The sequence below is a fragment of the Saccharolobus solfataricus genome, assembly GCF_900079115.1.
Taxonomy (GTDB): Archaea; Thermoproteota; Thermoprotei_A; order Sulfolobales; family Sulfolobaceae; genus Saccharolobus; species Saccharolobus solfataricus.
The window spans coordinates 2,732,059-2,745,633 of record NZ_LT549890.1; the positions used below are offsets into that span (position 1 = coordinate 2,732,059).

The 13,575-nt window shown below is 37.4% G+C and carries 12 protein-coding genes and 1 pseudogene; 8 read left to right on the plus strand and 5 right to left on the minus strand.

What is annotated here, in order from left to right; genetic code table 11:
• Positions 1-34 precede the first annotated feature (34 nt).
• The 4 genes from SSOP1_RS14560 (at position 35) to SSOP1_RS14575 (ending at position 5,293) form a co-directional block, all read left to right on the plus strand.
• Positions 35-2,089, plus strand: coding sequence for a xanthine dehydrogenase family protein molybdopterin-binding subunit (locus SSOP1_RS14560; protein WP_010924045.1), 2,055 nt, complete (start codon positions 35-37; stop codon positions 2,087-2,089).
• A 316-nt stretch (positions 2,090-2,405) separates the two neighbouring features.
• Positions 2,406-2,990: an IS607 family transposase gene (locus SSOP1_RS14565; protein ID WP_010924046.1), complete on the plus strand. Its 585-nt coding sequence runs from the start codon at positions 2,406-2,408 to the stop codon at positions 2,988-2,990.
• Positions 2,968-4,242 carry an RNA-guided endonuclease InsQ/TnpB family protein gene (locus tag SSOP1_RS14570; RefSeq protein ID WP_010924047.1) on the plus strand — a complete coding sequence of 425 codons (1,275 nt, stop codon included), beginning with the start codon at positions 2,968-2,970 and terminating at the stop codon, positions 4,240-4,242. Before SSOP1_RS14565 ends, SSOP1_RS14570 begins: the two co-directional genes overlap by 23 nt.
• Before the next feature lie 325 nt (positions 4,243-4,567).
• The gene (locus SSOP1_RS14575) at positions 4,568-5,293 is read left to right on the plus strand and encodes a PD-(D/E)XK nuclease family protein (RefSeq protein WP_010924048.1); all 726 of its coding nucleotides are present in this window, start codon (positions 4,568-4,570) and stop codon (positions 5,291-5,293) included.
• 508 nt (positions 5,294-5,801) lie between these two features.
• Here SSOP1_RS14575 and SSOP1_RS16690 read toward each other — a convergent pair.
• Positions 5,802-6,787 (minus strand): annotated as a pseudogene (locus tag SSOP1_RS16690) (IS630-like element ISC1048 family transposase).
• A gap of 59 nt (positions 6,788-6,846) precedes the next feature.
• A complete protein-coding gene (locus SSOP1_RS14590; protein WP_010924049.1) occupies positions 6,847-7,920 on the minus strand; it encodes an IS110-like element ISC1228 family transposase in 1,074 nt (357 codons plus the stop codon).
• An 81-nt stretch (positions 7,921-8,001) separates the two neighbouring features.
• On the opposite strand from SSOP1_RS14590, the gene SSOP1_RS14595 reads away from it, so the two are divergent.
• Entirely contained in the window at positions 8,002-8,934 is a 933-nt protein-coding gene (locus tag SSOP1_RS14595) for an IS1/IS1595 family N-terminal zinc-binding domain-containing protein (RefSeq protein WP_048054276.1), read from the plus strand.
• 228 nt (positions 8,935-9,162) lie between these two features.
• Here the strand turns inward: SSOP1_RS14595 and SSOP1_RS17320 are convergent, their stop codons facing one another.
• Positions 9,163-9,354 (minus strand): hypothetical protein, encoded by a 192-nt coding sequence (locus tag SSOP1_RS17320; RefSeq protein WP_052265489.1) that lies wholly within the window; start codon positions 9,352-9,354, stop codon positions 9,163-9,165.
• 74 nt (positions 9,355-9,428) lie between these two features.
• Here SSOP1_RS17320 and SSOP1_RS14600 point away from each other — a divergent pair, with 74 nt between their 5' ends.
• From SSOP1_RS14600 to SSOP1_RS14610, 3 genes are all read left to right on the plus strand, one after another.
• Complete coding sequence (locus SSOP1_RS14600; RefSeq protein ID WP_010924051.1) at positions 9,429-9,833, plus strand: nucleotidyltransferase family protein; 405 nt, start codon at positions 9,429-9,431, stop codon at positions 9,831-9,833.
• A gap of 153 nt (positions 9,834-9,986) precedes the next feature.
• A complete protein-coding gene (locus SSOP1_RS14605) occupies positions 9,987-10,226 on the plus strand; it encodes a DUF86 domain-containing protein (RefSeq protein ID WP_231918339.1) in 240 nt (79 codons plus the stop codon).
• A gap of 436 nt (positions 10,227-10,662) precedes the next feature.
• Entirely contained in the window at positions 10,663-11,244 is a 582-nt protein-coding gene (locus tag SSOP1_RS14610) for a hypothetical protein (RefSeq protein WP_010924052.1), read from the plus strand.
• 470 nt (positions 11,245-11,714) lie between these two features.
• Here SSOP1_RS14610 and SSOP1_RS14615 read toward each other — a convergent pair whose 3' ends face one another.
• Together SSOP1_RS14615 and SSOP1_RS14620 are read right to left on the minus strand one after the other, a co-directional pair.
• Entirely contained in the window at positions 11,715-12,194 is a 480-nt protein-coding gene (locus tag SSOP1_RS14615) for a dCTP deaminase (protein WP_048054375.1), read from the minus strand.
• A 76-nt stretch (positions 12,195-12,270) separates the two neighbouring features.
• A complete protein-coding gene (locus SSOP1_RS14620; RefSeq protein WP_048054376.1) occupies positions 12,271-13,425 on the minus strand; it encodes an MFS transporter in 1,155 nt (384 codons plus the stop codon).
• Between the last annotated feature and the right edge of the window lie 150 nt (positions 13,426-13,575).

A 13,575-nucleotide genomic window follows, 5' to 3' on the forward strand; every position in this document is an offset into this window, starting at 1 on the left:
AAACTATTAAGCAGTAAACCATAATTTTCTACCAATGATAAGAGAAGATCTTCCGAAAATAACTGGAAAAGGAACGTACATTGATGATATTGACCCTAGGAACACGGTTTATCTAGGCATAATTAGGTCACCCATAGCTAGAGGTATTATAAAGAGCATATCAAGACCAGAAAAAGCTCTGCTTACTCTAACGTGGGAAGACGTTAAGATTTACATGCCAGTAAGAGTAGATCCAGAGACACTAAAGCAATCTAACATAGTGAAAATGCCTATTCTAGCTGATGGTAAAGTAAATTTCGTTGGACAACCAGTCTTAGCTTATGTCGTAGAGGACAGATACGCGATTGAGGACATTGCGGACGAGATGTCAATAGAGTACGAGGAACTTAAGCCAATTATTGACGTGGAAAAAGCTATGAACAGTGACGATGAGATACATTCCGGGGCTAAAAGAAATATCTCAGTGAATAAACTACTAGAAGGGGGAGAGCTATCTGCTAAGAAAAGAGCAGAAGTTGTAGTAAGCAGGAAGATAAATCAAGCTAGAATAATTTCAAATCCTATGGAGCCTAAGGGGATTATAGCACATTGGGATGGAGAGTATTTAAATATATATGGCTCTTTTCAATCCTCTTTTAGAATAAAGAACGATTTAAGGGAGACCTTAAACCTATCCCCGGAGAAAATTAGGGTGTATTCTCCCCAAAACGTTGGAGGGGGATTTGGAAATAAGGTACCAGCTCACCCCGAGTATGTGATAGCTTCTATTGCGTCAATGAAATTAGGTAGACCAGTAAAATGGATAGAGACTAGATATGAGCACTTAAAAAATCCCACAGTTGGGAGAGGAGTTCTATCTGATGTGAAAATGTATGCCACTAAGCAAGGTGAAATACTAGGAATAGAGGGTTATGTGGCTGTAGATTTAGGCGCATATAATTACACATTAAATCCTACAACCCCAGCATTCATAGCTCAACTGCTTACTGGACCTTATAAAATGAGGTTTGCGTCAATCAGAGCCTATGGAATATTCACAAACTTGCCTCCCACTGGCCCTTATAGGGGTGCTGGTAGACCAGAGGCTGCTTTAATTCATGAGACTTTGGTTGAGGATTTGGCTGAGGAGTTGGGTGTGGATTCTGTTGAGATTAGGAGGAGGAATTTGATTAGTGATAATGGTTACGTTACTCCTTTGGGTGTTAGGATTGATCCTGCTGGTTATAATGAGGTGTTGAATGAGGCTGAGAAGTATTATAGGAAGGCTAAGGAGGTTTATAAGGACAAGGGAGTTTCAATAGTGGTATTTACAGATATTATAAGGCTATCTCCAGGGGAAGGAGCGAGAGTAAGAATAGAGAACGGGAAAATTAAGATCTTTGTGGGAACAGGACCTCATGGTCAAGCTCATGGTGATACGTTTTCGAAGCTAGCTTCAGAGACATTGGGAATTCCTCAAGATTTAATCGAAGTAGTTGCCAACACAACTGATGGAGTAAAAGAAGGAATAGGGAGTTTCGGTTCTAGAAGTGCAACTGTAGGAGGTTCAGCAGTTATCGAAGCTTGTAGGCAGTTATTAAGCAAAGTTAATATGCCTATAGATAAAGCGCTGAAGGAGATGAATGGTATGGAGGCGGAAATATTCTATAAATCAGATGATATATTTTCACCTGGTTCTCATGTTGCAGTTGTTGACGTAGATAGAGATACTGGATTCGTTAAGGTTCTTGAGTACTATGCCGTAGATGACGTGGGCAGAATCCTAATAAAGGAAGAAGTAGAAGGTCAAATTATTGGTGGAGTATTACAAGGTGTTTCGCAAGTATTATGGGAACATGCACCCTATGATGAAAATGGAAATCCGCTATTCTCGTCAATTGCAGACTGTGGAGTTCCGACTGCTGTTGAAGCGAGTTATAAGGTTTATGTTAGTGAGGTTGAATATCCATCTGCAACTTCAGCTAAAAGCAGAGGAGTAGGAGAAGCGGGAACAACTGGTGGATTACCTGCCGTATTCTTGGCCCTAGAGAAAATTACACATAGAAAGTTTAATAAAACTCCAATATATCCTTGGGATATTACAAGATAGCGAAATGTTGATTTTTTGTCTTATTAAATTTTATATTTTCGGATCAAGGATTAGACTACTTCCCTATTGAGAGTTGGTTTCCTTAAAAATACCTATGTTAGGAAAAATTGAAAAAGGAGGGAGTTTTATTATCATTACTATTAATTCATTATATCATCAGATAATACCATTTATTTGATTCTCTTATGAATGCACTTAAAAGTGCTTGACACCTTTCCGGCCTTTAGGCAGTTCATAGGTTTATGGTTTACCGCCGTTGCCAACAGTTTCCGATAAACCGTAAAGTTTATATTATTTTGACACAAACTCTTATACAATGCTAAGACCTAAGGAAGCATGCCAAAGACTAGGAATATCCTATGCAACACTTAGAGAATACGTTAAGAAAGGATACATAAAACCAGTTATACTACAGAGCGGAAAATGGAGATTCAGAGAAGAAGACATAGAGAGGCTAATGGGAATTATTAGAAAAAGAAAAGTAATACTTTACGCTAGAGTATCATCAAACACACAAAAAGACGATCTAGCAAACCAAGTAAAATATCTAGAGGAACAGGTCAAGGAGTACGACCTCGTAATTACTGACATTGGTTCCGGGTTAAACATGAAGAGAAAGGGGTTCTTGAAGTTGTTGAGAATGATACTGAACAACGAAGTATCACGCGTAATAACAGCTTACCCAGACAGACTTGTTAGATTCGGTTTCGAAATCCTAGAGGAAGTGTGCAAAGCACACAACTGTGAAATAGTAGTACTAAACCAAGAGGACAAGACACCAGAAGAAGAATTGGTCGAAGACTTAGCCACAATACTAGTCTCATTCAGTGGAAAACTACACGGAATGAGGAGTCAAAAATACGAAAAGGTGAAGAAATGTGCTGAAGAACTTAAGAATTAGAAAATTTGAACCGGAAGAGGAATACGTGTACTTCACGTACTCCATCAAGAACGACAAGAGGGAGAAGAGCAAAGAGCTAATTAGGGAATACACAACACTACTACAGAAAGCAATCGACTACTTGTGGAATTTAACGAAAATACAAGTAAGAAAAAAGAACGGTAATTACAAGATAACACTACCGAAGAAGAGGGAGGTGTATAAACCACTTAGGGAAGAGTTGGAGAAGATCAACCACCTTGCATCACACTACGTCGATAAGGCAATTAATGACGCATTCTCGATCTTGAAGTCGTGGAGGAAAAGGGCCATAAAGGGGAGAGCTTCGATTGAAAAACCAAGGGTGAAGAAGGCTTACGTTAGGATAAAGACGACTCTGAGGAAGGTTGTTGGGGAAAGCGTTAGAATAACGGTAAGACCTCATGAGTACATCACCTTCTCGTGGAGTAAGTCATGGTTCTCAAGAAGGGTTAGGGAGTTGGAACTTGGTGAACCTATAATTAAGGAGGAGAAAGTGTATTTGCCATTTCGTTACAAGTTACCCTGGGCAACACCAGTGGATTTCTTGGCCATTGACTCCAACCTTTATACTCTAGATGCTTATGATGGTGAGAAATTCGTTACAATCTCACTAAAGCAGTTGTACTCCCTTAAGTACTCTATGGAGGTGAAGAGGGCTAAGGTGCAATCATTTGCATCAAAGCACACGAAGAGGGGGAGAGAGTTGATGAGGAAGTATTCGCATAGGGAGAGGAATCGCGTTCTAGATTTTGTTCACAAGTTTGTTAACACTTTGTTGGACTTGTACCCCATGACGTTTTTCGCTGTGGAAAAGCTTAACAAAGAGAGTATGTTTAAGGATGCTAATGACTCTCTTTCGAGGAAGATTTCTAGGACTGTTTGGGGGAGTATACACAGAGTGTTGAAGTACAAGGCTCCGCTTTACGGTTCTTTCGTTAAGGAAGTGAACCCACGCTTTACATCTAGGTCTTGCCCCAGATGTGGGTTTGTATCCCGAAAGGTTGGTAAGACCTTTGAGTGTGAGAGGTGTGGGTTCAAGTTGGATAGGCAATTGAATGCTTCACTGAATATTTATCTCAAGATGTGCGGATTCCCTCACATCCGTGAAATAGCGCGGGTGTGGGTTGGGGTTATTCCGCTAATGGGGCGGAGAGGGATGAACGGGTTTCCCCGTGACTTTGGTGAAGCCCAAGGGCTGAGGATTGATATTGAATATCATGAAATCCCATGAAGCCCAAACCCCTTCACCCTCATAACCTAACAGCTAGTGGGTGTTCTCATCCACCCCGCTCCATTCATCCAGTAGTAGACCGCGGGTTGGTCTTCAGCGGGTGATTCAAGTCTCCTTTGCGAATTGTAATTTGTAAATAATGTGGTTGTAAAAATGTTAACATTGATAATTATGTACCTCTACTAGTTAGTCGTCTTCATCTAGTTAAATTCGTAGTAATCTTTAAAATAAAGTGGATTCACACTAGATAACTGAATCGCCCGGAAACTTGAATCGCCCAAGTCTCTTAAGTCAGATTTAAATTATTATAAGAGCAATTTAACATGTGAGCTTAGAAGAAGAAATTAAAAAAGTACTACTTAATAATCCATCGATATTAGTGGATGTCCTAACTGCTAAACCAGAGATAGTTTATCAAGTTTTGGCTAGGCTAACACCATGGCAAAGCCTGGCTACAAAGCAAGATGTCGAAAGACTAGACAAAGAAATAGAAGAGGTCAAGAAAACAATGGCTACAAAGCAAGATGTCGAAAGACTAGACAAAGAAATAGAAGAGGTCAAGAAAACAATGGCTACAAAGCAAGATGTCGAAAGACTAGACAAAGAAATAGAAGAGGTCAAGAAAACAATGGCTACAAAAGAGGACTTAAAGAGGTTAGAAACTATTATTACTGGTCTTGGGGCTAGATGGGGAATTTTGAATGAGGATTCATTTAGGCAAGGGATTAGTGAGATTTTGAGTAATAGTGGTTGGAAAATCTCTAGAGAGGTCCTTTATGATAGGGATGGATATGTTTATGATGAACCATCTGATGTTGAATATGATATTGTAGTTAAAGACAGTAGTGTCATACTGGTTGAGATCACTTCCTCTATAAGGAGAGGGGATTTACCAACAATAAAGAAGAAGAAGGAGTTCTACGAAAAAGTCAAGAATATTAAGGTTAACTTAGTTTACGTTATAACACCCTTTATTCATGACAGATACCCAGAAAGAATCAAGGCAATGGCTAAGGATATGGGGATAGAAATAATATACCCCTCAAGTTGATTACTGACTTCCTTATATAAAACATATATTAGTCAGATCTGCGTAATACAGATCTGACCGGAGTGGAGGCCGTTTACTTCCTTGGGCTTAGAGTTCGAGAGAGTGTTCCAGACTCAAATAACTGAATAGCGATAATAGGAGAGAAATGCAATATTATAGAAAGTAAGAAGTGAAATACAATTAAATCTTTCAATACAACGAAAGATTAATTTTATATTATAGTAGAAAATATTCAAATGTAGAGAAAAACAGAATTTCCAACAGGGAGTGTTCTCATGCAGTCATCTTATTCGATATCATATAGTAAAATTAAATCAGGCTAGAAATTTTCACAATTAATCGTTTCGATCGAGATGCAGCCAATGAATTAAAACGTGAAAACAGCCTCTGAAAAAGCTTATGTGCGAGGGCGTTCAGTAATAAATCTTTCGGTCAAATTTTGAGCATAGTATCAGCTACTATTGCCACGCGGACTCTTTCAATCCACGTTAGTATTTCCGGAAAGTTCTTAGACTTCAATTTTATCTAATCCTAGGTATGTTATTGCATTAAGATTAAATCTATACTTATTTTCTTCAAAGAACTGTTTAATACAGTTTTTAACGTCTTCTATCGTATAGAATATTTTATTGCTCATGTAGTTCTTGAGGGACTTGAAGACCGCCTCAGCCATATTAAGCTCAGGCGAGTAAGGAGGAGTAAACACGGGATGAATACCCTTCCTGCGACAAACCTCAAGCGTACCCTTAGTCTTGTGAGGAGAGTAATTATCCATGACCATGTAAACCCTACCACTACCCACACGCCTCTTAAAGTACCTCAAGAAATACTTAACGGATTCAGAGTTAGGCCTTTTAGCAAGAGAAACCACTACTTCGCCGGTCCAAGCGTTTATAGCTAGAATAACATAGATTGAGGAAAAACCTATATTGACGCGCATTACGGGCTTACTGCCAACCTTAGCTAGAACCTTCTTAATTGACGTGCTAATTACTGTCCTACACTCGTCTAGAAAGAACAGTGCCTTTCTTTCCAATTTCTTTATTTTTTTTTAAAATCTTCCCACTTGTCCTTTTCTGCTTGGATGTTGGTGGGTCTGGGTTTTACTAGGTTGTATCCTAGTTCGTGGACTAGTTCGTATAGTCTGGATTTCTTGTATTCTATTCCTTGTTCTTGTAGTGCTATCTTGAGTGTTTTCATTGTCCAATATTCTTGTTGTATTCCGTATTTTTGGGGCTTATCTTCCAGAATTTGTTTTATCTTTTCCTCTTCTACTTTTCTGGGTCTTCCTGATCTGGGCTTGTCCTTTAGTCCATCAAGACCTTCTTTCTTGTACTTGCCAATCCACAATTTTATCGTGGAATAGCCCTTGTTAAGCATTTTCGAAACTTCTTTCTCCGATTTACCATCAACTACGTGCAGCTTCACTGCAAGAATCCTCTCCTTAATTCTCGCGTTCTTCTCTTCCTTATAAGCTTGAACCAAATCTTGCATAGTTCAATCTGGTAATACTAATCTATAAACTTTTCGGAAACACTAGTGATAGGGGAGGGTCACTTCACCTCATAAGGTTTATTATTATACCAAACACTCCACACTATCCTAGCCAACTTCCCAGCTAAGGCAGTGTACAGTTTCCTACCCTTCAGTTTATCCTTGTGGGTTTCGTAGAACTTAAGGAGAGTTGGGTTACGCGAATATTGAGTCTCGGCAAGGAAATAAAACAAGCTACGCAAATACTTGTTACCCCTCTTGGAGATACCCTTTCTAACCTCAATCCTACCACTCCTCTCAACCACCGGGTCTAAACCGCAATAAGCAACGAAGGATTCAGGTCTTGGGAAGCGCTTAATATCACCCACAATCCCAATTATAATCCCAGCTGCCAGTTTCCCTATTCCGGGAATCGTGAGTAACACGTGGTCTTGAGGCACATTACCCTCTATCATTTTCCTCACCTCCTTCAACTCTTCTCGCGTTTGAAGTAGTGTTCTCGCTAGGACTTGAATCTCACGTAGTACTGTACCAGTGTATTCCAGTTGATACAGTTTTACGTCAGAGAAGTCTCCCTTAGAGAACTTCTCCAATCTCTCCTCGCTCAACTTCTCCTCGTCGCTCACGAGGAAGAGAGCTCTCCTTAACCTGTTCTCTTGTTTCGTTTGCACATCCTTCATGAAGAGGTAGAGTGATACTAACTCTTTTAAGGGGTTGTTAACGTATTCTCTAGCCTTATTTACCATGTTTTCAAGTTTTTCTGCGTCGTAAAAATCTGTTTTCTTTCCCCTTACGTCCTTTTCTTTCCATAGCAAGGTAGGACTGACTAGTAGGACTTTCACTCCTCTTTCTTTGAAGTATTGGCAAGGTCTTGTTGAGTATACTCCTGTGGGTTCTATTACGATGATGTTTGGCTTCATGGTTAGTATTTCTTCGTAGCCCTTCTCGTTGTTTGTGAATTTCCTCACCCTCCCCTTACTTGTTACCAAGTGTTCTTTTGATACGTCTATTCCAATTACCCCTACCCTTGTGTCACACCTATATTCGTGAATATTTTCACAATGTTCAGTCCGACTGTAGGGGCTCGTCACGCCCTCGCCCGAAGACTTTGCTTCAATTCCCATCTCGACCATATTTCCCCAGCTGAGGAGTATTACTCTCCCCAGCTAATTAACCTATATATAGGTTACGAGATTTTTGTGAGGGTTACCAATATGGACCTTGTAACCCTCGCACAATTAATACTTATGATTCTAAGAAATTTAAATCTTAAGCCGAGAAAGTACGAGCTAAAGGATATTGCATTAGCAGCCTACTCCTTGGGAGTTCAAATCACGAAAACAGGAATCCCACCATCAACCCTATACTACTACTTGAGGAAAGTAGGGATAAGGAGAAGAAGAGAAAGCAGACCAACATGCCCATCATGTAACTCTAACAGAGTAGTGAAGAACGGCTCATCTAGAGGGAAAGCAAAATACAAGTGTAAGGCGTGTGGAAGGACGTTTTACGACGCGTTAAAGCACAGAATGGATAGGGAACAGAGGGAGAGAATCTTAAAGGAGTACTTGAACAGGATGAGCATGAGGGCAATATCAAGAGTTGAAGGTAAACCATTGACTACTGTTTACAGCCTAGTGAGGAGGGTTGGGATAAGGGCCTTTACGAATCTAACGATCTTGAAGGGTGAGCTCAAGAATTTCACAGCTAAGTTTACAGTGTTTGACGAGTTCTGGACTTATTTCCGTGTTAGGCATGGGGTGATGAGGGAGGATTTGTGGATTTGGACTGCTCTTGCTGATGGTGTGCCTTTCTATGAGTTTGGGGATAGGAGTTATGGGACTTTTCGTTTGGGTTGGTTACCTAGGAGTGAGGTAAACTATACTGACTACTATTGTGTTTATCAAGTTCTCGATAATCGTGTAGCGGGTAAGAAGTATACTTATCTTGTGGAGAGTCATAATTCTTGGTGTAGGTTAGTGAGGCTGGCTAGGGATACTAAAGCTGTTACTAGGAGTGGGAGGATGGCGGAGTACAGTTTGGCCTTGTTGAATGTAATGTATCCTCACGTATTCTCAAGGGAGAGAACTCCCTTAAATGAGGCTTACTTGAAGGGAGTACAGTATATTAGAGAAAACTTGATATAATTTTACTATATGATATCGAATAAGATGACTGCATGAGAACACTCCCCTTTGTCCACATCGTTTCTTCCTCAAAAACGGTTTTCCGAAGCTTCTTATAGAAGAACTCTTGAGAGGAACCTTTCCGCCAAGGAACTTCATGAACTTCTCACTGTCCCTTATCTCTCAAGTTGTTCCAAGTCGTAGACGAGCTTGATTAGGAGGGTTTTGAAGGGAAGGATAACATCCCACTTAGGTCAAGTAGAGGGACTCCAACTTGTTTCTAAATTCCTCCCAAGGGAAGACCTTATCGGCTTTGAGTAACAAATCTTTTTCAGTTGAAATTGCCTTTACCATAATATTATCTCGTCCCAATTTCTTATTAATATACAATTTAGGTAAGTAATACCTCCTAGCTTCTTGTGAAAAACTCAGCAAGACCACAAAGTATCTATACTGTCAACGTTTAGTAGCATATTATAACATAAGATTTTTAGTCTAATAATAAAGAATAGCATGTGCTAAAGCTTTCCGATTATTACGAGAAGTTAAGGAAGTTTAACTGGGCTTCATACGACGTTTACTATGCAATATTATTTGGTTCGTTGGCTAAAAAGGGAGAGGGAAATGATTTGGATATTGCTGTTGAATTTAAGAGGAAGAGTTTAGAGGCATATTCTAAATTATATTCGGACTTAGTTGACTACCTAGGAATTGAAGAAGTTGACTTAGCCATTATTACTGATGAAACTGATTGCTTCTTTATCCACGAAGTTTTCAATAATTCTCTGATCCTGCATTTAGAGGATTATATAAGGATGCATAGAAGAGTCATAATATGTGAAGACTTTTTAATTGACGTAAAGAAGTTGAATACTATTGAAAACTCAGCAAGAGCGTTGTTGAGAAAATGGAACTTATAAATAAATTTCTATTTGTTATTGAAGATATTACAAGAAAATTAGATGAGTTCGTTAATGAAGGATACAATCTTAACTCCTTAAGAGATCAAATGACTTCACTTGTTGCAAATCCAGATACAATCTTTCCTCGACTTCTGCCAAGTCATTCTTTCGATGTTAGGGATTTCTTGTAAAGGATATAAGGACTGTGTGAGAAGGCTTAAGGAAAATGAGCTCATTGGTGAAGATGAGGAGAAATTCCTTATTGCTGTTGTTGGATTTAGGAATATAATTGTTCATGAGTATAGTGATATAGATCTTAGCATAGTTGAAGAAATTTTGAAGGAGAGAAAATATAGAAAAATACTACAAATTTCTCTTAAAATAAAACAGAAGATTTCCGAAGTACACTAAAAATTATCTATAATATAGTAAGTTTAATATTAATTATATGTAATTGAATTCTAAGTAAAAGAGAACGATTTATTAAAAAGCTATAGGTTAGGATACTCTTTAATAGTTTTTAACATAATGTGGTAGGAGAGAATTTCACGTCATTTTTTTGAGCAAGATTAGAATTATGAAGAAAGAAGCCTATCAAGAAACAGAATTACTTCCACCTTACTGACGACATTATAACAACAAATATGTAATTTTAACGTAGTTTAAATATTTTTATCAATTTCACTACCTTTTCTAAACATCTTTCAACGAACCTCAATAGTCCCTCAACGGTGTTGAAGTTAAGGGACTCCAATATTCCTTAACCGAGTTAGCAAACGAAGAGAAGAGCACTATATCTAAACACATTAGATTTTTAATTACATATGGGCATTCATTATATGAGAGAATGTTAGTATACGTTTTTTGGCATCAGAGGGCTAAAGAATTTCCAGCTAAGGAATATGAGGGTTCGCTGTTGAACTTTCATGACTACTTTAATAAAAAAGCTAAGGTTGAGGGTTATCTAGGATCCCTTGTAGTAAAGGTAGATCATGTACCTTGGATTGAAGGAGAAGTTTATGAAGATTGGTATTTCATGGAGTCCTCCAAAACATTGGACTTACTTAATAATATAATAATAGAATCAAATGATATAAAAACAGTTCATGATTCTATTGCAAAGATGGCTAGAAATGGTAAGGGTGGATTATATAGACTCCTAAACGGCGAGCCGTCATCTCCGTCTTATAGATATGGTTATTGGATATCTAAACCAATCGGTATGAGGTATGAGGACTTCTATACTGAGATTAAACCTTTTTCGCAAAATTTATGGAGAAGGCAATTAGCCATGGGTCCCCTTAGCGAATTCTGTATATTTTCAAATGAATATTTTAAAGTTTCAGCAAAATATTCTCCAATTTATCAGCAAAGAATTTTATTATACTCTAATGACAAAGAAAAAACAAACCTCGCCCCTTCTCGCTAGATCTAAAATCATATTATTAAAAATAATAGTTTTCCGTTAGTAACTAATTATCGCATATTATATGGTTATTTTACTTAATTATATCAAAATTTATAGAAAATCTCAATGTTATAGTAATATTTTTTATAATTATTATCATAAAAAGTCTAAAATTTGTGAAACACCACTGGTTATTGGGTATGACATATATTAAAAATAACATTAAATTCAGAGAAAGCTCATTTTATTTATATTATTAGATACATAAAATTGTATTTTGTGTTATCCATGATAAGTGTAATGGAATAAATTCTCGTATATTTAAAAATATAATATAATAATCTCAGCTGACTTAATATTTTTAGAAAGATTTTAAGTCAACCGAATGGGGCGGAGAAGGATGAACGGAGCAGTCCGTGACTTTGGTGAAGCCCAAGGGCTGAGGATTGATATTAAATATCATGAAATCCTATGAAGCTTAAACCCCTAAACTAAATTGGTATACCTCCCTGATACTTGCCACTATAGATTCTTTCAGTTCTCTGATCTAATTCTAAAAATATTAAATGATGAGTGCTAATTCCCTTAGCTAAAGAAGAATTATAGACAGAAGTTATAGCTAAGTAAATCTTTCCCTTATATCCGGCATCAATAACAGTAGGAGGAGCCAGAAAACCATTCCTAGCCATAGTACTTTTTAAGGTTATTAACACCGCTAAGTTCTCTGGCATGTTAAACTCCTCACATGATTCGAATAGGTAAGTCTTAAGGGGCGATAGATCAGCTACCTCTTTAAAGGGTATTTCCCTAATTTTAGCCTTTATAGCAGGTAATTGTGCACCTTCCTCAACTACATAATATTTATCTCCACATATTCTCAAATCATACCCATTTTCTCTGACGTTTTCCTCAACGTAGTTTATTATCACTTTACCTAATAATTTTTTAATTGACTGATGAGAGAGAATCATTTCAGAGAATAGGTTTGACATGAAACTTATAAGGAAATTGCCTCCAAAAATTCCGTGGAATACCCATATTTTTACATTATAGTTTTATATCCTTAAGCTTTGGATGTAGTAACCAAGAAATCAAAACGAGGGACATTCCAACAATACCAACTATTATATAATATACTACGTTAATAGTTATTAGATATTGACCGAGAAGTATTAAGAATATCTCAACTGAACTCGTAACTAAAACATCTAATCCCAATACACTCCCCAAGAACTCATCACCAACGCTTTGTTTTATTGTAGCCATTACGTAATTCTCAACAATTCCGCTTCCAAATCCATAAAGCAATACAGATATTAGTAAAACATATGGCGACGGATATAATAATACTAAATAGAATAAGAAACCACTTAGTATATAAGTGGAGACTATCTTAATGGGATCTTTGATTCTGGTCATTACAAAACTGGCAATTACTAATATGCCATATAATACTGTTTGGCTTAAACTATATATTTCCTCAGTGCCGTGATACACTATAATTAGTAGCGGTAATAGGTAGTTTATGGAGTAAGTCAGACCATCAGTAACTGAATATAATAATATTATCCCTCTAATTCTTTCGTCCTTCCTAAAGAAGTCTATTGCAGTACTTAATTTAACTCTCTTGCTACCACCGCCTATATTAAACCCTTTTAATAGTGCCAACCCAATAAGTCCTAATATACCAGCAAGGAATAGGTCATAGGCGCTAATCAATTGATATATTAAATACCAAACAGCGCCAGATGCTACTCTGGAAGCCATTGAGATAATTCTTATGTAAAATATTGCCTTAGCCCTTACTTGTTCTGGAACCACAGCGTAATAGGCAACGTAGCCAACATTATTTGATAACTCCACAATTATTGTCCTAATGTAGTAAATTCCAAATATCAATGGTATAGAGTGATAGATGAAAGCAAAAGTTAAAGGAAAAAGTAATATTCCGGAAATTCCCCTAGTTATGTAAAATAGTTTAGCCCTATCATATTTATCGGATATGTAACCCATAAGGTACGATACGAAGACTCTCACTAACGGTCTGGCTATCACTCCTAATCCAAATAGAGTTATCTCTTGCCGAAATAGGAGAATGAAGAACCAATACGTAGTTAATTCGTTTTGTATAAAGGAAAATCCCGCAAAGACACTAAAAATAGTAAACTTTGTAAACTGTTTGTAGTGAAAAGGGGATGACACAAGAACATACATAAAAATATATTAATAAATATTAGTAAGATAAAGAAGCATAATTAGCAAGTTAGTTTATCTTGTTCTGACCTCCTTTATATAAAACATATTAGTCAGATCTGCGTAATACAGATCTGACTGGGGGTTGAGGCCGTTGAC

Coding starts and splice junctions, on each gene's coding strand:
- SSOP1_RS14590 (WP_010924049.1), bottom strand. CDS start 7,920: ATGGTCGAGATGGGAATTGAAGCAAAGTCTTCGGGCGAGGGCGTGACG.
- SSOP1_RS14560 (WP_010924045.1), top strand. CDS start 35: ATGATAAGAGAAGATCTTCCGAAAATAACTGGAAAAGGAACGTACATT.
- SSOP1_RS14605 (WP_231918339.1), top strand. CDS start 9,987: ATGTTAGGGATTTCTTGTAAAGGATATAAGGACTGTGTGAGAAGGCTT.
- SSOP1_RS14610 (WP_010924052.1), top strand. CDS start 10,663: ATGTTAGTATACGTTTTTTGGCATCAGAGGGCTAAAGAATTTCCAGCT.
- SSOP1_RS14565 (WP_010924046.1), top strand. CDS start 2,406: ATGCTAAGACCTAAGGAAGCATGCCAAAGACTAGGAATATCCTATGCA.
- SSOP1_RS14615 (WP_048054375.1), bottom strand. CDS start 12,194: ATGATTCTCTCTCATCAGTCAATTAAAAAATTATTAGGTAAAGTGATA.
- SSOP1_RS14595 (WP_048054276.1), top strand. CDS start 8,002: ATGGACCTTGTAACCCTCGCACAATTAATACTTATGATTCTAAGAAAT.